At 71.8% G+C, this 18,304-nt stretch carries 17 protein-coding genes; 11 read left to right on the top strand and 6 right to left on the bottom strand.

Translation table 11 applies throughout. The features are described 5' to 3' along the window. Positions 1 to 171 precede the first annotated feature (171 nt). Together OHT61_RS28255 and OHT61_RS28250 are read left to right on the top strand one after the other, a co-directional pair. The gene (locus OHT61_RS28255) at positions 172 to 1,179 is read left to right on the top strand and encodes a hypothetical protein (protein WP_329042091.1); all 1,008 of its coding nucleotides are present in this window, start codon (positions 172 to 174) and stop codon (positions 1,177 to 1,179) included. A 59-nt stretch (positions 1,180 to 1,238) separates the two neighbouring features. Beyond that, positions 1,239 to 2,768 carry an amino acid permease gene (locus OHT61_RS28250; protein WP_329042090.1) on the top strand — a complete coding sequence of 510 codons (1,530 nt, stop codon included), beginning with the start codon at positions 1,239 to 1,241 and terminating at the stop codon, positions 2,766 to 2,768. 21 nt (positions 2,769 to 2,789) lie between these two features. On the opposite strand, the gene OHT61_RS28245 is transcribed toward OHT61_RS28250, so the two are convergent. Then, positions 2,790 to 3,554 carry a sulfite exporter TauE/SafE family protein gene (locus OHT61_RS28245; RefSeq protein WP_329042089.1) on the bottom strand — a complete coding sequence of 255 codons (765 nt, stop codon included), beginning with the start codon at positions 3,552 to 3,554 and terminating at the stop codon, positions 2,790 to 2,792. Between the two features lie 147 nt (positions 3,555 to 3,701). On the opposite strand from OHT61_RS28245, the gene OHT61_RS28240 reads away from it, so the two are divergent. The 7 genes from OHT61_RS28240 (at position 3,702) to OHT61_RS28210 (ending at position 11,913) form a co-directional block, all read left to right on the top strand. Further along, entirely contained in the window at positions 3,702 to 4,814 is a 1,113-nt protein-coding gene (locus tag OHT61_RS28240) for a substrate-binding domain-containing protein (protein WP_329042088.1), read from the top strand. Positions 4,815 to 4,915: 101 nt separating this feature from the next. After that, positions 4,916 to 6,283, top strand: a complete 1,368-nt coding sequence (locus OHT61_RS28235; RefSeq protein ID WP_329042086.1) for an ABC transporter substrate-binding protein — start codon at positions 4,916 to 4,918, stop codon at positions 6,281 to 6,283. A gap of 48 nt (positions 6,284 to 6,331) precedes the next feature. Continuing rightward, positions 6,332 to 7,339, top strand: coding sequence for a carbohydrate ABC transporter permease (locus tag OHT61_RS28230; protein ID WP_329042085.1), 1,008 nt, complete (start codon positions 6,332 to 6,334; stop codon positions 7,337 to 7,339). Beyond that, on the top strand, positions 7,336 to 8,211 hold the full coding sequence (locus OHT61_RS28225) for a carbohydrate ABC transporter permease (RefSeq protein ID WP_329042084.1): 876 nt from the start codon (positions 7,336 to 7,338) through the stop codon (positions 8,209 to 8,211). Before OHT61_RS28230 ends, OHT61_RS28225 begins: the two co-directional genes overlap by 4 nt. Before the next feature lie 37 nt (positions 8,212 to 8,248). After that, positions 8,249 to 9,277 (top strand): hydroxyacid dehydrogenase, encoded by a 1,029-nt coding sequence (locus tag OHT61_RS28220; RefSeq protein ID WP_329042083.1) that lies wholly within the window; start codon positions 8,249 to 8,251, stop codon positions 9,275 to 9,277. After that, complete coding sequence (locus OHT61_RS28215) at positions 9,274 to 11,166, top strand: DUF2264 domain-containing protein (protein WP_329042082.1); 1,893 nt, start codon at positions 9,274 to 9,276, stop codon at positions 11,164 to 11,166. Before OHT61_RS28220 ends, OHT61_RS28215 begins: the two co-directional genes overlap by 4 nt. Positions 11,167 to 11,331: 165 nt before the next feature. Then, positions 11,332 to 11,913 (top strand): dihydrofolate reductase family protein, encoded by a 582-nt coding sequence (locus OHT61_RS28210; RefSeq protein ID WP_329042080.1) that lies wholly within the window; start codon positions 11,332 to 11,334, stop codon positions 11,911 to 11,913. Positions 11,914 to 11,988: 75 nt separating this feature from the next. Here the strand turns inward: OHT61_RS28210 and OHT61_RS28205 are convergent, their stop codons facing one another. The 5 genes from OHT61_RS28205 to OHT61_RS28185 all read right to left on the bottom strand — a co-directional run bounded on the left by OHT61_RS28205 (position 11,989) and on the right by OHT61_RS28185 (position 16,547). Continuing rightward, positions 11,989 to 12,627: a LutC/YkgG family protein gene (locus OHT61_RS28205; RefSeq protein WP_329042077.1), complete on the bottom strand. Its 639-nt coding sequence runs from the start codon at positions 12,625 to 12,627 to the stop codon at positions 11,989 to 11,991. Beyond that, positions 12,624 to 14,168: a lactate utilization protein B gene (locus OHT61_RS28200; protein WP_329042076.1), complete on the bottom strand. Its 1,545-nt coding sequence runs from the start codon at positions 14,166 to 14,168 to the stop codon at positions 12,624 to 12,626. Before OHT61_RS28200 ends, OHT61_RS28205 begins: the two co-directional genes overlap by 4 nt. Continuing rightward, positions 14,165 to 14,932, bottom strand: coding sequence for a (Fe-S)-binding protein (locus tag OHT61_RS28195; RefSeq protein ID WP_329042075.1), 768 nt, complete (start codon positions 14,930 to 14,932; stop codon positions 14,165 to 14,167). Before OHT61_RS28195 ends, OHT61_RS28200 begins: the two co-directional genes overlap by 4 nt. 229 nt (positions 14,933 to 15,161) lie before the next feature. Continuing rightward, the gene (locus OHT61_RS28190; protein WP_329042074.1) at positions 15,162 to 15,992 is read right to left on the bottom strand and encodes a FadR/GntR family transcriptional regulator; all 831 of its coding nucleotides are present in this window, start codon (positions 15,990 to 15,992) and stop codon (positions 15,162 to 15,164) included. A gap of 192 nt (positions 15,993 to 16,184) precedes the next feature. Next, the gene (locus OHT61_RS28185) at positions 16,185 to 16,547 is read right to left on the bottom strand and encodes a hypothetical protein (protein ID WP_329042073.1); all 363 of its coding nucleotides are present in this window, start codon (positions 16,545 to 16,547) and stop codon (positions 16,185 to 16,187) included. 123 nt (positions 16,548 to 16,670) lie between these two features. Between OHT61_RS28185 and OHT61_RS28180 the strand changes: the two genes are divergently transcribed. Continuing rightward, positions 16,671 to 17,624, top strand: coding sequence for a HAMP domain-containing sensor histidine kinase (locus tag OHT61_RS28180; protein WP_329042072.1), 954 nt, complete (start codon positions 16,671 to 16,673; stop codon positions 17,622 to 17,624). Positions 17,625 to 17,626: 2 nt separating this feature from the next. Beyond that, positions 17,627 to 18,301 (top strand): response regulator transcription factor, encoded by a 675-nt coding sequence (locus OHT61_RS28175; RefSeq protein WP_329042070.1) that lies wholly within the window; start codon positions 17,627 to 17,629, stop codon positions 18,299 to 18,301. Positions 18,302 to 18,304: the final 3 nt, after the last annotated feature.

Here is an 18,304-nt window from a genome sequence, read left to right as displayed (position 1 = left end):
TAAACTCACCGCCGTGCGGTCGACCGGACGATGACCGAGAGCCCGGTCGACCACCGGCAGGACCCGACCCCCCACGTCCTTGAGGATTCATGACGAGCAGATCCGGCGCCGTGCCGCTGTGCCCGGCACACCGCCCCGTCCCCACCGCGCGTCCAGGGGCGGGGCCCGTACATGGCTCCCACTGACTTCCGTCCCGTCTACCACCCCGCCGGACCCGATCACGCGTTGCGCGTGGCGTCGCAGGACCTGCGCACGGGCCGGTGGCTGTCCATGCGCGACCTGCTGCGGAGCACCCGGGACTGGGCGCTGTGGACCCAGCGCACCCAGGTCCTCGCCGCCGTCGCCGCCGGTTCCGACACGGTGCAGGCGTGGCTCGCCGAGGAGCCGCGGAGTGCGGCGGCGCGGGTGATGCACGCCCGGGTGACCGTGGAGCGCGCGGTCCGGGCGCACCGAGGGGGGCGCCCGGGCGCCCAGCAGTTGTGGCACGAGGCGTGGGAGGGGTGCCGGGCCGCCGCGCACGCCTCGCCCGATGACCCCGTGCCCTGGATCTGCCTGCTGGCGCTGTCGCAGCTCGACGAGGGGCAGCGCCTCGATGAGCACCGGATGCTCCCGCCGGGCCCCATGCTGTTCCCGGGGCCGTGGGGGCTGCTCGCGGAGGCCGACAAGCGCGATCCGTTCAACCGCGAGGCGTATCACCGGATGCTGCAGTTCGTGTACGCGCGCCAGTCGGGCGGCACCCTGCCGGAGGCCGTCAACTTCGTCCAGTGGGCCGCCTCTTCGGCACCCGAGGGTTCGCCCCTCCATGTGCTGCCGCTGTACGTCCGGGTGGAGCGCTACCGGCGCGAGAACGGCAACGAGAAGGCGCTGGACCTGCACTGGGTCACCGAGGACGGCGAACGCGACGCCAGGCGCGCGCTGGCCGTCTGGTTCGCCCGGGCCGACCCGGCGGCCCGCTCCCTCCTCGACCTCAACCATCTGGCCCACGCGCTGTGGGGCTCGCTCCGCTTCGCCGACGCCGCACCGGTGTTCCGCGCCATGGGCCCGTACTACACGTCCGCCCCGTGGTCCCACCGCACCCGCACCCCGCAGGACCCGGCCGGCGCCGAGGACGTGTTCCTGCGGGCCCGCGGCCGCTGTCTGGCCGCCGAGCACGAACCCGGGAGGGCCCCGCACGGCTGACGCCGGCCGCCCTCCCCCCACGTTCCCCCCACACCCGTCCCCCACCGGAGGTCATCTCCATGTCCATATCCGCCTCGACCCCGTCGAGCACGGCGCCCGGCCCCCAGAAGGACGAGGAGGCCCGGCTGCGCGAACTCGGCTACCAGCCGGTGCTGGCGCGCCGCATGGGCGGCTTCGGCAACTTCGCGATCAGCTTCTCCGTGATCTCGATCCTCTCCGGCTGCATGACGCTGTACGGCTTCGGAATGTCGGCCGGCGGCCCGTCCGTGATGCTCTGGGGCTGGGCCGGCGTCGGCCTGTTCGTGCTCTGCGTGGGCATGGCGCTCGCAGAGGTCACCAGCGCCTACCCGACGTCGGGCGCCCTGTACTACATGGCCGACCGGCTGGGCGGCCGTAAGTGGGGCTGGTACACGGGGTGGCTCAATCTGCTGGGCCTGCTGGGAGCCATCGCCGGAATCGACTACGGCGCGGCCCTGTTCACCGGGGCGCTGCTGAATCTGCAGTGGGGCTTCGACCCCACACCCGGGTCGACGATGGTGATCTTCCTGTGCATCCTGCTGCTGCACGCCGTCCTGAACCTGTTCGGCGTGCGCCTGGTCAGCCTGCTGAACTCGATCAGCGTCTGGTGGCACCTGGGCGGTGTCGCCGTCATCGTGGGCGTGCTGGCGGTCGTGCCCTCGCACCACCAGTCCCCGTCGTTCGTCTTCACCGAGTTCGTGAACGGCACGGGATGGGAGAACCCCGTCTACGTGGCCGCGATCGGCCTGCTGCTGGCCCAGTACACCTTCTGCGGCTACGACGCCTCGGCCCACCTCTCCGAGGAGACGTCGAACGCCTCGGTCACCGCGGCGAAGGGAATCGTCCGGGCCATCTGGGTGTCGTGGGTCGCCGGGTTCGTGCTGCTGGCCGGACTGACCTTCGCCATCCAGGACTACGCGGGCACGCAGAACAGCGCCACGGGCGTGCCGCCGGCCCAGATCCTGATCGACGCCCTGGGGACGGCCGGTGCCACCGCGATGCTGCTGATCGTGATCGCGGCGCAGTTGTTCTGCGGCAACGCGGAGGTCGCCGCGGCGAGCCGGATGGTCTTCGCGTTCAGCCGCGACAACGCGCTGCCGGGATCCGCTCTGTGGCGCAGGGTGAGCGCGCGCACGCAGACGCCGGTGCCCGCGGTGTGGCTGTCCGTCGCCGTCGCCGCGCTGCTCGCGGTGCCGTCGCTGTACTCCGCGACGGCCTACGGGGCGGTCACTGCGATCAACGTCATCGGGATCACCCCGGCGTACGCCATCCCGATCTTCCTGAAGCTCCGGGCCGGGGACCGCTTCGAGCGCGGGCCGTGGCACCTCGGCCGCTGGTCGAAGCCGATCGGCTGGATCGCCGTGGCGTGGGTGGCGGTCGTGACCGTGCTGTTCCTGCTGCCGCAGTCCTCGCCGGTGACCATCGACTCGATGAACTACGCGTCCATCGCCCTGGTCGCCGTCCTGGTGCTGGCCACGGTCTGGTGGTTCGTCGCGCGCCGGACCTACAGCACCCCGGTCGCCTACGGCAACGCCCGTGAACAGGCCGAGATCGCCGAGGGCATCGTCTGATCACCTTCCTCGGGGCGGCCTTCAGACGAGCAGCAGCTGGAGGCCGCCCAGGACGGTGGCCCCGATCACGATCCGGTCGAAGAGCTTCTGGTTGATCCGGCCGACGCACGCGCGGCCGAGGTACGCGCCGGGGACGACGAACAGCACGAGGGCCGCGTCGAGCAGGAGCGACTGCGCGTCGATGAGGCCGAGCCCGACGCTGAAGGGCACCTTGGACGTGTTGACGATGAGGAAGAACCAGGCCGACGTGCCCAGGAAGCCCAGCTTCCGGAAGCCGGCGGACAGCAGGTAGAGGGACATCACGGGGCCGCCCGCGTTGGCCACCATGGTGGTGAACCCTCCGAGCACCCCGTACGAGCGGGCCTTGAGCCGCCCGGCACGCGTGGGCCCGGCCGCGTCCTGCTCCGTGGCGTCCTCGGGGCGTGCCCGCCGTCGCCACACGGTGACGCCGGCCATGAGGATCAGGATCGCGCCGATCGAGGTGCGTACGGCGGCGTCGTCGGCCCACATCATGAAGACGGTGCCCGCCACGACTCCCACGGCGACGGCGGGGAAGAGCCGCAGCAGGGTCGGCCAGTGGGCATGACGGCGGTAGACCAGCACGGCGAGGGTGTCGCCGGCGATCAGGATCGGGAGCAGCACGCCGGTCGATTCGCGGGCCGGGAGCACGGCGGCGAAGACGGCGAGGCTGATCGTGTTGGCACCGCTCACGGCGGTCTTGGAGAAGCCGACGAGCGTGGATGCCGCCGCGAGCGCGGCCAGTTGCCAGAGTGTGATGGTGTCCATTGCGGGTCAGATGGTAGACACATATTCCTTTGGGCGGATCATCGTCCCGTCTTCCGATCGCACCGCGGCCCGCCCCCCTCGCTATGCTGCGACCGCTCACGGAAACGTTCAAACGAACACGGCACAGCGGTAGGCAAGGGGGCCAGCATGCGGGAGCCGGTCGAGCTGAGACGCCAGCGCATACTCGCGGTGGTGCACGCGCGGGGCGCGGTCAAGGTGAGTTCGCTCGCCACCGAGCTCGACGTCTCGGCGGTCACGCTGCGGCGGGACGTCGAGGAACTCGCCGTGGCGGGCATGCTGAGGCGCGGGCACGGGGTGGTCCGGCCCATGGAGGACGCGGAACGGACGGAGCAGGTGCCCGCCGCCCGGGGTGAGGGGTCCGGCGGCGGAGCCGTGGCCCTGGTCGTGCCGGAGCGGCATTCGTACCTGTACGAGACACTGCACGGCGCCCGGACCGCCCTGGAGGAGGCCGGGGTGCGGATCACCCTGCGCATCGCCCCGCAGACGGCGGGAGCCGAACGGCCCCAGGTGGAACGGGCGCTGGCCGCCGGTGCGCGCGGGCTGCTCATCGCCCCGCGGTGGCGCAGCGCGGCCGTCGAGGAGGCGGACTACGGCTGGCTCTCCGGGATCGGGGTGCCGACCGTCCTGATGGAGCGGCGCGGCCGGCCCGGCAGCGCGCTCCACGCCCTGGACTCGGTGTGCTCCGACCACTGGTACGGGATCCACCTGGCCGTGGACCACCTCGTGTCGCTCGGCCACCGGCGCCTGGTGCTCGCCGCCAGGAACGACAGTCCCACCGCGCGGGCGATCCGGGCGGCGTTCGCCGACATCGCGGCAGCGCGCCCCGAGGTGGAGGACTGGTCGGTGGTGCTCAGCTCCCCGACGGCGGGCCCCGGGGACGGTCCCCGGGAGACCGCGCCGGACCTCGCGGCGCTGATGCGCAAGCGAGGCACCACCGGCGCCGTGCTGCACGGCGACGAGGACGCCCTGATGCTGGTCCAGCGGCTGGCGGAGAGCGGGATGCGGGTGCCGAGGGACTGCTCGGTGGTGGCGTACGACGACGTGGTCGCGGCTCTGGGGACCACCTCGCTGAGTGCCGTCGCCCCACCCCGGGCCGACATCGGGCGGGCGGCCGCGGAGCTGCTGCTGCACCGGCTGGAGCATCCGGCGGGGACGACCGGCCCGGTGCGCAGGACCGAACTGCTGCCCCGCCTCGAAGTACGCGGGTCGACCAGGAGGTTGACGACTCCGGAAAACTGATCGTTTGAACACTTCAATCTTCTTTTGATCGATCTATTGACCGCTATCGATCAGCCGATCAGTATTCCCCGTGTCTCGAACCAGAGCCGCGGGAGGCACACATGCCCGGTCGACAGAGCCGTCGATCCGTGCTCGCCACGATCGCCGCACTGCCTCTCGCGGGCGCGCTCAGCGCCTGCGGGAGCGGTGGCGGGGACACACGATCGGGCGGTACGAGCAGTACCGGCAGGACCGTGAACAGCAGGAACGGCAGGAGAACGCGCATCACCTTCTGGTCCGCGCTCCGGGGCAGCCAGGAGGTGGTGGACGCGTTCAACCGCGGACACTCCGGCATCCAGGTCGACTTCCAGCAGATCCCCTCGGGAGCGCAGGGCGGCTACGCCAAGCTCAGCAACGCGGCCCGGGCCGGCAACGCCCCGGACGTCGCCACCATCGAGTACCCCCAAGTGCCCGGCTTCGCCATCGACGGGGTGTGCCGTGACGTCACCGGCCTGGTCAGCGACGCGCTCCGCGCGAAGCTCCTGCCGCAGGCACTGGAACTGACGACCTTCGAGAAGCGCGTGTTCAGCGTCCCGCTCGACATAGAGCCGATGGTGCTGCACTACCGCACCGACCTCTTCGAGCGGTACGGGCTCACCGCCCCGGCGACGTGGGAGGACTTCGAGGACGCGGCGAGGACCGTACGCCGCAGGAGCGCCGAGCGCCGGATGGCCCTCTTCCCGACGGACGGCGACACCCATCTCGCGGCGTTCGCGTGGCAGGCCGGCGCGCAGTGGTTCGACACGGCCGGCGGCGCCTGGAACGTCTCGCTGGCCGACGCGCCGACCCGCCGGGTCGCCGCGTTCTGGCAGCGGCTCACGGATCAGGACCTGGTCTTCATGAACGCGGTGGAGAGCCGCCACAGCGACGTGCAGATCGGCAACGGCCTGGTCCTCAGCAGGCTCAGCGGCGCGTGGGACGCGGGCGCCCAGATGAAGGCCCGCCCCGGCCAGAAGGGCCGGTGGGCGCTCGCCCCGATCCCCCAGTGGGACCCGGGCGACCCCGGCGTGGGGACCCACGGCGGCTCGACGTTCGCCGTCACCAAGGACAGCGCCCACCCCGAGGCCGCGATGGAGTTCATCGAATGGCAGGTCTCGCACCCGGATGCGCTGCGCGCCCGGCTCTCCAGCGGGGCCAGCAGCCAGTACCCCGCCGCACCGGGGCTCGTCGAGGTGGGCCGGCAGGCGTTCGACCGCTCCTACTACGGCGGCCAGGACATCTACAGCCTCTTCGAGCAGGAGGCGCACAAGATCCGTCCGGGCTGGATCTGGGGGCCCCGGATGACGGCGACCGGCAAGCTCATGAAGGACGGACTGGCCCGGGCGAGCGGAGGCCAGGGCTCCATCATCGGAGCGGTCCGGGCGGCGCAGGAGGGCACCATGCCCGACCTGAAGGCACTCGGCCTCTCGACCACCCGCCGCTCCAGCTGACCGGCGGCCGGCATCCCGTAACCATCAGCAGAGAGGCAGGTGACACCCATGACCAGCGCCACCCCCGTGTCCGTCCCGGCGGATGCGCCGGACGCTCCCGCCCGCCCGTCGCCACGGAGTCCGGCCGCGGCAGCGCCCGCGGCCGGCCGCAGGTCCGCACGGCGGCGTGAACTCGGCGCCTGCGGCGTCCTGATGACGCCGTTCTTCGCCCTCCTGGTGACCGTCTTCCTGATCCCGGTCGCCACCGCCGTGTACCTGAGCTTCTTCAGCGACGACCAGCCGGGCCTCGGCTTCGGCCCGGAGCGCACGGTCTTCGCCGGGCTGCGCAACTACACCGCCGTCCTGGCCGACCCGACCTTCCTCGGCGGGCTCGGCGTCGTCGCCCTGTACTGCCTGGTCTACATCCCCCTGATGGTGACCGGCGCGCTCGCCCTCGCACTGCTGCTGGACTCCGGCGTGGTCCGCCTCCGGGCCACCGTCCAGCTCTCGCTCTTCCTGCCGCACGCCGTGCCGGGCATCATCGCCGCCCTGATCTGGCTGTACCTCTACACCCCCGGCATCAGCCCGGTGATCGACCTGCTCGCCGGGGCCGACATCACCGTCGACTTCCTCGGGGTGCACACGGTGCTCCCGTCCATCGTGAACATCGCCCTGTGGAGCAACCTGGGCTACAACATGGTCGTCTTCTACGCAGCCCTGCAGGCCGTGCCCCGCGAGGTGATCGAGGCGGCGGTCGTCGACGGAGCGGGCCCGGTCCGTACCGCGCTGCGGGTCAAGGCCCCGCTGGTGCGGTCGTCGATCGTGATGGTCGCCATGTTCACCCTGATCTTCGCGCTCCAGCTCTTCACCGAGCCGATGCTGCTGAGCCAGTCCACCCCGATGATCAACTCCCGCTTCTCACCCAGCATGTACATCTACGACGCCGCCTTCACCCGCAACAACTACGGTCTCGCGGCGGCCGCCTCGGTGATCCTGCTGCTGTTCACGATCGCCCTCTCCTACGGCGTCACCCGCTGGACCAACCGCTCCGACGCAGCCGAGGAGGGCGCCCGATGAGCGCGCCGACCGCATCCCGTACCGTCCCGCCGCTGCGTCCCCGGCTGCTCGGGCGCTCCGTCGTCAACCTCGTGGTGTTCGTGTCCGTGCTCTACACCCTGCTCCCCGTCCTGTGGCTGGTGCTCGCCTCCGCCAAGGACCGGGACGCGCTGTTCAGCAGCAACATCCTGTCGCTGGGCGACTTCTCCTTCGTACGGAACATGAAGGACCTGTTCGCCATCGACGGCGGGCTGTACGGGCGCTGGTACGGCAACAGCCTGCTGTACGCGGTGGTGGGGGCCGCGCTCGGCGCGCTGATCAGCGTCGCGTGCGGCTACGCGTTCGACAAGTACCGGTTCGCCCACAAGGAGAAGCTGTTCGGAATGGTCCTGGCGGCCGTGATGGTGCCGCAGACGGTGCTCGCCCTGCCGCTCTACCTGATGGCGTCCGGCGCCGGGCTGGTGAACACCTTCTGGGCGGTCTTCATCCCCGTCCTGTTCAACCCCTTCGGGGTCTACCTCGGCCGGATCTTCAGCCAGGGGTACGTGCCGGACGAGGTCCTGGAAGCCGCGCGGATGGACGGCGCGGGCGAACTGGCCGCCTATTTCCGGGTGGCGCTCCGCATGCTGGGGCCCGGGCTGGTCACCGTGTTCCTGTTCCAGCTCACGGCCATCTGGAACAACTTCTTCCTCCCCATGGTCATGCTCTCCGACCAGGACCTGTATCCGGTCAGCCTCGGTCTCTACACCTGGAACAGCGCCGCGTCCGTGTCGCCCGAGTACTACCCCGTGGTGATCATGGGTTCCCTCCTCGCGGTGCTGCCCCTGATCCTCGCCTTCGCCCTGCTCCAGCGCTTCTGGCGCTCCGGACTGACGGCGGGCGCCGTCAAGTAGCCGCATTGCAACGCCCGGACGAACGCACAGGAGAACCATGCCCAGCACACCCCCCGCCCACCGCCGGCCGCGCGCCGCACTCGCCATGGGAGCGGACGCCGCCGCCGCCGTCCTCTCCCCGGACTCCCTGGCATCCCTGGCCGAGGTGTGCGAGCTCGCGCCGCTGCCGGTCCTCGACGACTTCACGACGGGAGCGGCCCGTGCCGTGCTCGCGGACACGGAGGTCCTGGTCACCGGCTGGGGCTGCCCGCCGATCCACGCCGGCGTCCTGGCCGCGGCGCCGGCGCTGCGCGCCGTCGTCCACACCGCGGGCACCGTGCGCGGCCATGTGACGGAGGCCTGCTGGGACCGGGGCGTCCAGGTCTCGTCGGCCGCCGCGGCCAACGCCCTGCCGGTGGCGGAGTACACCGTCGCCATGATCCTGCTGTCCGGCAAGCGGGTCCTGGAGCGGGCCCGCGACTACCGCGCCACCCGGGCACGCGACGTCTGGCTCGCCACACCCCCCGACGTGGGCAACTACCGGCGCACGGTGGGCATCCTGTCCGCCTCCCTGATCGGCAGGCGGGTGATCGACCTCCTGCGCCCCTACGACCTGCGGATCCTGCTGCACGACCCGTACGTCACGGACGCCGAGGCGGCCGCGCTGGGCGCCCACCCCGTCGGCCTGCCCGCCCTGTTCGCCGGGAGCGACGTGGTGAGCGTCCACACGCCCCTGCTGCCCGCGACGACGGGGCTGGTGAGCCGGGACCTGCTCACCTCGATGCGGCCCGACGCCGTCCTCGTCAACACCTCCCGGGGTGCGGTCGTCGACCAGGAGGCCCTCACCGACGTACTGCGGGCCGAACGGATCAGGGCGGTGCTCGACGTCACGGACCCCGACCCGCTGCCGGCGGACCATCCGCTGTGGGACTGCGACAACGCCCTGCTCACCCCCCACCTCGCGGGGTCCCAGGGCAACGAACTGCGGCGGCTGGCCGACCTGGCCGTCGGTGAGGTCGCCCGCTGGGCTGCGGGCGACGGCTTCGCCCATCCCGTACGACGCGAAAGGCTGGCATTCCTCGCATGACCTCCACTCCCTTTCCACTCCCCTCCGAGGACCGTGATTCGAGCCCGTACACCGGCTTCACCCGGGCGCACTGGGAGGCGGCGGCGGACGGGCTGCTGGACGCCGCCTGGACGTGGGCCACCCCCGGCGGCGCCATGCTCGACCTGCCGGGGCGCCCGTCACGCTCCGGTGTCCGCTCCGACGGCCTGGAGGGCTACGCGCGCACGTTCCTCACCGCCGCCTTCCGGGTCGCGGGCGCGGACGGCAAGGACCCGCACAACCGGCTGGAGCGTTACGCCGACGGCCTCACCGCCGGGACCCGCACCGCCGGGAGGGACGACACCGAGTCGTGGCCCCTGATCGAGGATCACACCGTGTTCGGGCAGCCGATGGTCGAGTCCGCGTCCGTCGCCATCGGCCTGCGGCTCACCCGGCCCTGGCTGTGGGACCGGCTGGACGCCGGCGCCCAGGACCGGACGGAGGAGTGGCTGCGCGGCGCGCTGCGGCACACCCCCGCCCCGAACAACTGGTACCTCTTCCCCTACTCCGTGGCCGGCTTCCTCGAATCGGTCGGCCGGGGCGACGGGGAGACCGCCCGGGCGCGGCAGCGGGCGCTGGACCTGCTGGAGGGGTGGTACCGCGGCGAGGGCTGGTACTCCGACGGGGACGGGCGGGCCTTCGACCACTACAACGGCTGGGCGCTGCACCTGTATCCCGTCCTGGACGGGTACCTGTCCGGGGAGGCGGAGCTGTCCGCACCCCACGGCGCGCGCCTGCGCGAGCATCTGGAGAGCTTCTCGCTGATGTTCGGCGCGGACGGTGCCCCCATGCACTTCGGCCGCTCGCTCACCTACCGTTTCGCGGCGGGCGCGGCCGTCGCGATGGGCGCGGTCACCGGTCACACGCCGCTGTCCCCCGGCGTCTCGCGCCGGCTGATCAGCGGCTCGCTCAGGTACTTCCTGGAGCGAGGTGCCGCCGGGGACGACGGCATGCTCAGCCTGGGATGGCACGGCCCGCACGACGCCACGCTCCAGGAGTACTCGGGTCCCTCGTCGCCGTACTGGGCGTCGAAGGCGTTCGTGGCGCTGCTCGCCCCGCCGGAGCACCCCCTGTGGACCGCGCCCGAGGAACCCGCGCCCAGCGAAGGCCCGGACCGGGTGCTCTCCCTGCCGTCGCCGGGGCTGCTGGTGCAGTCCACACGGTCGGACGGCATCGTGCGGCTGCACAACCACGGCAGCGACCACGTCCGGCCCCATGAGGGCGAGACGGCGCAGGTGTCGGACCCGCTCTACGCCCGGCTCGCGTACTCGACGGTTACCGGCCCGACGGCGTCCGGCAACGCCGCGGACAACCACCTGGCGATCCGGGTCGGGAGCTCGCGCAGCCGGCGGGTGCGTATCCACCCGCGGGGCGCGGGGCACGGGGACGGCTGGGGCTGGGCGGCGTCCTGGCACACCCCCGTCTTCCCGGAGGGCGCGCCCACCGCACCGGGGCTGCGGGTGGAGAGCGTGACCGTGGTCCGGGGGCGGTACGAACTGCGGGTGCACCGGGTCATCGGCGCCCCGGCGGGTGCCCGGGCCGAACAGACCGGGTGGGCGGCGGACCCTGCGGGCACGGTGCGCTCGGCTCTCCACCCGCTGCACGGCTGGGCCGAGGAGGAGACCGTACGGGCGCCGCAGGGCACGGCGTTCACGCCGTGGGCGCTGCTGCCCCGGCTGGCCGCCGAGGTGGAGGGTACGCAGGTGCTGGTGGCGCTCGCCTCGCTCACGGCCGAGCCGGAGGCCGGCCCCCTCGGCGCGGCGGTGGGCGCGGTGGAGGTGAACGAGGAGACGGTGACCGTGCGTTGGGCGGACGACGGCGCGGTCACCCGCGTCGCCCTCGCGCCGCTGGAGGTGACCCACGCGCCGTAGGCACGGGTCCCGGCCGCCGCGTCCGGCACCCGTGTCCGCCCGCCCCCCGAGGAGACCGCTCCCGGAAGACGGACGGATCCGGGGAGTCCCGCGAGCCGTGACGAGTCCTGCGGCGGCCGCCGCCCGGCGCCCGTACTGTCGGACCAGGACCGAGGAGGACTTCTGATGCGCAACGTGACCTACTCCATGGGCGTCTCCCTGGACGGCTACATCGTGGGACCGGACGGCACCTTCGACTGGACGGATCCCGACCCTGAGGTCTTCCGTTTCTGGATCGACGACGTACGGAAGATCGGCACCCACCTGCTGGGCCGGCGGCTCTACGAGACGATGCTGTACTGGGAGACCGCCGACCAGGATCCCGGACTCGACGACGCGATGCGCGAGTGGACCTCGCTCTGGAAGCCGCTGCCGAAGGTGGTCTTCTCCACCACGCTGTCGACGGTGCAGGGCAACGCCCGTCTGGCCTCCGGCGGTCTGGCGGAGGAGATCGGGCGGCTGCGGGCGGCGCCGGGTGACGGTGACATCGCGATCGGCGGCGCGTCCCTCGCCGCCGATGCCGCCGCGCTGGACCTGATCGACGAGTACCAGGCCATGGTCTACCCGGTTCTGGTCGGAGGCGGCATCCCGTTCTTCCCCCGGCACGAGCGCCGGGTCGACCTGGAACTCGTCGAGACACGTCCCTTCGACGCCGGCGTCGTCTACCTCCGCTACCGGGTGACGCGCGGGGACGGGACCGGCAGGTGACGCGGTGACCCGCGGGCGCGGGGCCGGTGAGTGACACGGTGTCACCTGCCGGGGCCCGGCCGTGCCAGGGCGTGCCTACACGTCGGTGCGGATCACCACCGCGAGCGTACGGGGGCCGTGCACGCCCTCCACGCGTTCCAGCTCGATGTCGGAGGTGGCCGAAGGCCCGCTGATCAGGGTGGTCGGCCGCTCCGGCACCAGCCTGGCCACCGCCTCAGGCACCCCGGCCACGACGGAGGAGAGGTCGACGACGCACACATGCAGGTCGGGTACGAGTGACAGCGCCCGCCTGCCCTGATCCGGTGCCCCGTCCAGGAAGATGGTGCCGGTCTCGGCGCAGGTGACCGCCGAGGCCGTCACGACCCCGTCCAGCGCGTCGAGAGACGGTGCGGGAATGTCGGCGGAGTCCCGCTGCGTCTCGCCGTCGTACCCGGTGAGCCACTCTTCGTCCAGCCCGGACGGCACCCCGATGCGCCGGGCGCCGCGCTCCCGCAGGATCGCGCCGATCACGTCGGCCGTGCGGTCGGCGGTGCAGGGGTGGACCTGCGCCTTGTAGTCGACGAGTCGGTCGGTCAGGAGCCCGAGCCGTTCGTCGTCGGGGAGCGTACGCCCGGTGCGGTAGGCGCGGGGGATCGTCGCCTCGGGCGCGGGGGCGAGAGCCAGGGCGTCCCTGATCCGGCCGAGCACGGTGCTGCGTGCGTCCGTCGTGGTCACCGGTCCTCCTTCTGGTCCTGGGCGGTGTCGCGGGCACCCTCGTCGGCGGCGGCGCGCATGGCGGCCTCCCCCTCGGCCGACGCGAACCACGAGCGGAACGACTGCCTGGGCGGGGCCGCGGTGTCGCGGCTGTCGCTCCATCCGTCGAACGGGGCGGGCAGGCGGGTGATCGTCCCGTCCCGCCCGCCGGCGACCCGGCCGAGTGCGGCGGCCTTCTGCGCCGCCGTGAACAGCCTGGGCCTGCTCATCACCGCTGCCGCCGCCTTCATGGCCAGCTTCTCGGCGGTCGCGCCCGACTCCTCGGTGTGCTGGTGGCGCAGTTCGACGAGCATCGAGGGAATGTCGATCTTGACGGGGCAGGCGTCGAAGCAGGCACCGCAGAGGCTGGAGGCGTACGGCAGCGAGCTGTTCGGGTCGTCCTTGGCCGCGTGCATGCCCGCGAGCTGGGGGGTGAGGACCGCGCCGATCGGTCCCGGATACGTCGATCCGTAGGCATGGCCGCCGGCCCGCTCGTACACGGGGCAGACGTTCAGGCAGGCCGAGCAGCGGATGCAGTTCAGTGCCTCACGGCCGATCGCGTCGGCGAGCGCCGCGGTACGGCCGTTGTCGAGGAGGACCAGGTGGAAGTTCTGCGGCCCGTCGCCCGGGGTCACCCCCGTCCACATCGAGGTGTACGGGTTCATCCGCTCCCCGGTCGAGGAGCGCGGCAGCAACTGCAGGAACACTTCCAGGTCCTGATAGCGCGGCAGGACCTTCTCGATGCCCATGACGGTGATGAGGGTGTCGGGCAGGGTCAGACACATGCGGCCGTTGCCCTCGGACTCGACGACGGCGAGGGTGCCGGTCTCCGCGATGCCGAAGTTGGCGCCGGACACGGCCACCCGCGTCGTCATGAACTTCTCGCGCAGGTAGGTGCGGGCGGTGGCCGCCAAATGGGCGGGCACATTGTCGAGTCCGGGGTCGACACCCGGGATCTCGTCGAGGAAGATCTGCCGGATCTCGTCGCGGTTGCGGTGGATCGCGGGCACGAGGATGTGCGACGGCTTGTCGTCGGCGAGCTGCACGATGAGCTCGGCGAGGTCGGTCTCGTACGGTGTGATGCCCGCCGCCTCGAGGTGTTCGTTGAGGCCGATCTCCTGCGTGGCCATGGACTTCACCTTGATGACGTCGCTGCTGCCGGTCTGCCTGATGAGCCGGGTGACGATCTCGTTGGCCTCGGCACCGTCACGCGCCCAGTGGACGGTGCCGCCGCGTTCGGTGACGTTGCGTTCCAGCTCCTCCAGGAGGTCGGGGAGCCGGTTCATGGTGTCCGTCTTGACGGCCGATCCGGCGTCGCGCAGGGCCTCCCAGTCGGGGAGTTCGCCGGTGACGTGCAGCCGTTTGGCCCTGATGGTGCGGGTGGCCCTGCCGAGGTTTTGGCGCAGCTGCTCGTTGCGCAGCTCGTCGCGTGCCGCCTGGGGGAACGTGCGCTCCCCGCGCAGGTTTCCCGTGCCGTACGGCGAGCGGGGCGGGGCGGCGGGCATGCCGAGGAACGTGCTCATCGGGCGGCCTCCAGCAGGGTGTACGGCGCGGTCCGGGTGGAGCCGAGGATCTGGGCGAGATGAAGGGTGCGCGCCCCCGACCTGATTCGGGAGAGGCCCCCGCCGATGTGCATGAGGCAGGAGGAGTCCCCGGCGGTGCACACGTCGGCCCCGGTCTCCGCGATGTGGCGCATCTTGTCCCGGAGCATCGCGGTGGACGTCTCGGCGTTCTTGACCGCGAAGGTGCCGCCGAATCCGCAGCACGAGTCGGCTTCGGGCAGTTCGACGAGATCGATGCCCTCGACGGCACGCAGCAGCCGCAACGGCTTGTCCCCGACTCCGAGCATGCGCAGGGAGTGGCAGGTGGGGTGATAGGTGACGCGGTGCGGGAAGTACGCCCCGACCTGGGTGACACCGAGGACATCGACGAGGAGTTCGGAGAGCTCGAACGTCTTGGCCTTGACGGCGGCGACCCCGGCACGCGTCGAGGCGTCGCCGTAGCGCTCGGCGACGATCTCGTGCTGGTGGCGCACGGACCCGGCGCACGACCCGGACGGCATGACGACGGCGTCGATCGAGGGGTCCCCGAACTGCTCCGCGAAGTTGCGCACCAGCGGAACGGGCTCTCGCTGGTAGCCGGTGTTGACGTGCATCTGACCGCAGCAGGTCTGGCCCGGCGGGAACACCACGTCGTGGCCCAGGCGTGCGAGCAGCAGCGCGGTCGACTTCACCGCCTCGGGGAAGAGCGTGTCTCCCAGACAGGTGGCGAAGAGTCCGATACGCATGGGACCTCCCCGGTTTATGGTCCGACCATACTAGCCTCGGTCCGAATGGGGAACCAGGATCGGCGCGCGTGAAGGGGGGAAACGCACGGGAGCGGGGACGGTGCCCACGCACCGTCCCCGCTCCCGGCTGTTCCGCCCTCGCTCCGGACTGTTCCACCCTCGCTCCGGCCTTCGCGCCGCCCCTGCTCCCCCGGGCGCATCACCGGCCGGGGTCACATCGCGCCGCCCGTCACACGGACCGCCGCACGCCGTCCCCTTCGGCCCCTCCGGCCGTGTCCGTCGCTTCAGCCGCGTCCGTCGCTTCGTTCCCGTCGTTCCCGTCGTTCCCGTCGTTCCCGTCGTTCTCGTCGACCAGGGTTCCGTGCAAGCCGCGGATGTGCCTCTCGACCAGATCCGCGGCCTCGCCGCCCCGCCCCTCGCGGACCAGCTTCAGCAGCTGCGCGTGCTGGGCGTTGAGCGCACCCGCCGTCGACGGCCAGTCGTCCGCGCTCTCCAGCGCATGGAGGATCAGCGGGCGTACGGACTCGCGAACGGCCGAAGTGAGCGTCGAGGTCAGCGCGTTGCCCGAACTGCTCGCGATCAGGACGTGGAAGCGCGTGTCGAGGTCGTTGAACTCGGCCACGCCGACGTCCGGTTGTCCCATCCTGTCCACGAGCCGTTCCGCCGCGTCGAGATCCTCGGCCGCGGCGTGCCGGGCGGCGGCCCCCCAGCTCGACCGTTCGAGCACGACGCGCGCCTCCAGCACGTCGTGCAGGCTGTAGCTGCCGAGCGCGAAGTGCAGACGCAGCAGGCGGCCGAGCGCGTCGTCGGGGTTGCGCACGATGCGCGCACCGGAGTCGGGGCCGCGGCCCGGCTGGGCGACCAGTACGCCGATGGTCTCCAGCACCCTGAGGGCCTCCCGCAGCGCGGACCGGCTGACTCCCAGAACCGGCGCAAGCTCCCGCTCGGGCGGCAGCCGGTCACCGGCCTTGAGTTCCCCGGCGAGAACCTGCTCCTCGATGCTCTGCAGCACGAGTTCATGGGTGCGCGACTGTCGCACGGGCTGCCACTCGACGGGCATCCGTCACTCCCTGTTCCGAGCGATACACATGGACCGACTATGTCACACAGCGTGTGTGGTCGGACCAAACCCGGATCGTGGGCCGGTGCACCCGGTGGGAGCAGCCGGTCACGCGAGGTCGGGCGCCGTGCGCCGATGCCGCACGCGGACGGCACCGGCGTCCAGCCGCCCCCGGCGCCTCACCGCTCGGCGTCACCGGGGCCGGGGCAGCCGCCTCCGGGCCCTGCGCCGGTCCGGGTCGAAGAGCTGGCCGGCCATACCGGCCAGGACCAGCCCTCCGGCGATGAGCAGACCGTGACCGATGACTATCCCCGCCCCCAGCCCGGCGACACCGATCACCAGCCACAGCCATGCGGAGCCGTAGCCGCGTCCGCGCGGGACGTCGCTTACTGGTGTGCCCGCGTCCTCGGGCCCGGCCTCCCTGGACCTGCCCTCGAGACCGCTCAGCCCCTCGTGGTCGTCGGCCATGGTGACTCCCTCCCGGATCGGCACCCGTTGGGCCAGTTCCATCGTCGCGGCGAACAGGGGGGCAGGACCATAGGGGTTGGCACCCATCTTGAGCGGGGTCCGCCATGCAGACGCGACGGCTGAGCCCTCGTACGGCCGTGCGCCGCGATGAACCGGCGATAGTGGGGGAACGAGCCGCACGCGAACCCGTCCCGAGGAGGCCCGGCCGCCGTGTCCCTGTTCTGGCGCATCTTCCTGCTCAACGCAGCGGTACTGGTGGCAGCAGGGGCACTCCTGCTGCTCGGACCGATCACCGTCTCGGCTCCCGTCGTACTGACCGAGGCCCTCATCCTGGCCGGCGGCATGGCGCTGATGCTCGGCGCCAACGCCCTCCTGCTCCGGCTGGGACTCGCTCCACTGCAACGGGTCACCAGAGCGATGACGACCATCGACCTGCTCAGCCCACGCCCACGGCCCGAAGTCGCCGGGGAGGGCGAGGTCGCGGCCCTGATCGAGACGTTCAACAGCATGCTCGACCGTCTGGAGGCGGAACGCGCCACCAGCAGCGCGCGGGCCCTCTGGGCCCAGGAGGCGGAACGCCGCCGTGTGGCCCGGGAACTGCACGACGAGGTGGGCCAGACCATGACCGCGGTCCTGCTCGAACTGAAGCGGGTCACGGGCCGCGCACCGGCCCCGCTGAGGGACGAACTGGCGCAGGTCCAGGAGATCACCCGGGGCGGTCTGGACGAGATCCGCCGGATCGCCCGACGGCTGCGCCCGGGGGTCCTCGACGAACTGGGCCTGGTCAGCGCACTGACGGCTCTGTCGACCGAGACACCGACACCCAACGGCCTGACGATCAGACGGCGCTTGGAGAAGGACCTTCCTCCACTCGGCGACGAGGCCGAGCTGGTCGTCTACCGCATCGCCCAGGAATGCGTCACGAACACCGTGCGCCACGCGGGAGCGACCGTGCTCGAACTCTCCCTGCGGCGGAGCGCGTCCGGCGTGGAACTCCGGGTCCGGGACGACGGCCGCGGCATCGGGGACGTCACGGAGAACGCCGGCCTGCGCGGCATGCGCGAACGCGCCCTGCTCATCGGCGCCACGCTCACCATCGGTACCGGGGCCACGGGCGGCGCCGACGTACGCCTCGACGTGCCCGTACGGAACGGAAGTGCCTGACCATGCCCCACACCCCCGCCGGTTCCGGCCGGCCGACCCGCATCCTGCTCGCCGACGACCACGCCCTGGTGCGCCGGGGTGTGCGCCTGATCCTGGACGGCGAACCGGACCTCCAGGTCGTCGCCGAGGCAGGCGACGGCGCCGAGGCGATCGAGCTGGCACGCGCGGAGCAGCCCGACCTGGCGGTGCTGGACATCGCCATGCCCCGTCTGACGGGCCTTCAGGCGGCGCGCGAACTCTCCCGGGTCATGCCGGACCTGCGCATCCTGATGCTCACGATGTACGACAACGAGCAGTACTTCTTCGAGGCCCTGAAGGCGGGCGCCTCGGGGTTCGTGCTGAAGTCGGTCGCGGACCGGGACCTCGTCGAGGCGTGCCGGGCCGCCATGCGCGACGAGCCGTTCCTCTACCCCGGCGCGGTGACCGCCCTCATCCGGCACTACCTGGACCGGGTCAAGGAGGGCAGGGACCTGCCCGCGCGAGCGATCACGGAGCGGGAGGAGGAGATCCTCAAACTGGTGGCCGAGGGTCATTCGTCGAAGGAGATCGCGGGCCTGCTCGTGATCAGCGTGAAGACGGTGGAACGGCACCGGGCCAACCTGCTCCAGAAGCTCGGCCTCCGCGACCGCCTGGAACTCACGCGGTACGCCATCCGGGCCGGCCTGATCGAACCGTAGGAG

This window comes from Streptomyces sp. NBC_00178 (genome assembly GCF_036206005.1).
In the GTDB taxonomy this organism is placed as follows: domain Bacteria; phylum Actinomycetota; class Actinomycetes; order Streptomycetales; family Streptomycetaceae; genus Streptomyces.
The sequence above is the reverse complement of the archived record's forward strand: the minus strand, read 5'-3'. Positions and strand labels throughout refer to the sequence as shown.

What these genes read in the sequence shown, in the direction of transcription:
- OHT61_RS28255 (WP_329042091.1), top strand. Translation starts at nt 172, where the DNA reads ATGGCTCCCACTGACTTCCGTCCCGTCTACCACCCCGCCGGACCCGAT.
- OHT61_RS28250 (WP_329042090.1), top strand. Translation starts at nt 1,239, where the DNA reads ATGTCCATATCCGCCTCGACCCCGTCGAGCACGGCGCCCGGCCCCCAG.
- OHT61_RS28245 (WP_329042089.1), bottom strand. Translation starts at nt 3,554, where the DNA reads ATGGACACCATCACACTCTGGCAACTGGCCGCGCTCGCGGCGGCATCC.
- OHT61_RS28240 (WP_329042088.1), top strand. Translation starts at nt 3,702, where the DNA reads ATGCGGGAGCCGGTCGAGCTGAGACGCCAGCGCATACTCGCGGTGGTG.
- OHT61_RS28235 (WP_329042086.1), top strand. Translation starts at nt 4,916, where the DNA reads ATGCCCGGTCGACAGAGCCGTCGATCCGTGCTCGCCACGATCGCCGCA.
- OHT61_RS28230 (WP_329042085.1), top strand. Translation starts at nt 6,332, where the DNA reads ATGACCAGCGCCACCCCCGTGTCCGTCCCGGCGGATGCGCCGGACGCT.
- OHT61_RS28225 (WP_329042084.1), top strand. Translation starts at nt 7,336, where the DNA reads ATGAGCGCGCCGACCGCATCCCGTACCGTCCCGCCGCTGCGTCCCCGG.
- OHT61_RS28220 (WP_329042083.1), top strand. Translation starts at nt 8,249, where the DNA reads ATGCCCAGCACACCCCCCGCCCACCGCCGGCCGCGCGCCGCACTCGCC.
- OHT61_RS28215 (WP_329042082.1), top strand. Translation starts at nt 9,274, where the DNA reads ATGACCTCCACTCCCTTTCCACTCCCCTCCGAGGACCGTGATTCGAGC.
- OHT61_RS28210 (WP_329042080.1), top strand. Translation starts at nt 11,332, where the DNA reads ATGCGCAACGTGACCTACTCCATGGGCGTCTCCCTGGACGGCTACATC.
- OHT61_RS28200 (WP_329042076.1), bottom strand. Translation starts at nt 14,168, where the DNA reads ATGAGCACGTTCCTCGGCATGCCCGCCGCCCCGCCCCGCTCGCCGTAC.
- OHT61_RS28195 (WP_329042075.1), bottom strand. Translation starts at nt 14,932, where the DNA reads ATGCGTATCGGACTCTTCGCCACCTGTCTGGGAGACACGCTCTTCCCC.
- OHT61_RS28190 (WP_329042074.1), bottom strand. Translation starts at nt 15,992, where the DNA reads ATGCCCGTCGAGTGGCAGCCCGTGCGACAGTCGCGCACCCATGAACTC.
- OHT61_RS28185 (WP_329042073.1), bottom strand. Translation starts at nt 16,547, where the DNA reads ATGGGTGCCAACCCCTATGGTCCTGCCCCCCTGTTCGCCGCGACGATG.
- OHT61_RS28175 (WP_329042070.1), top strand. Translation starts at nt 17,627, where the DNA reads ATGCCCCACACCCCCGCCGGTTCCGGCCGGCCGACCCGCATCCTGCTC.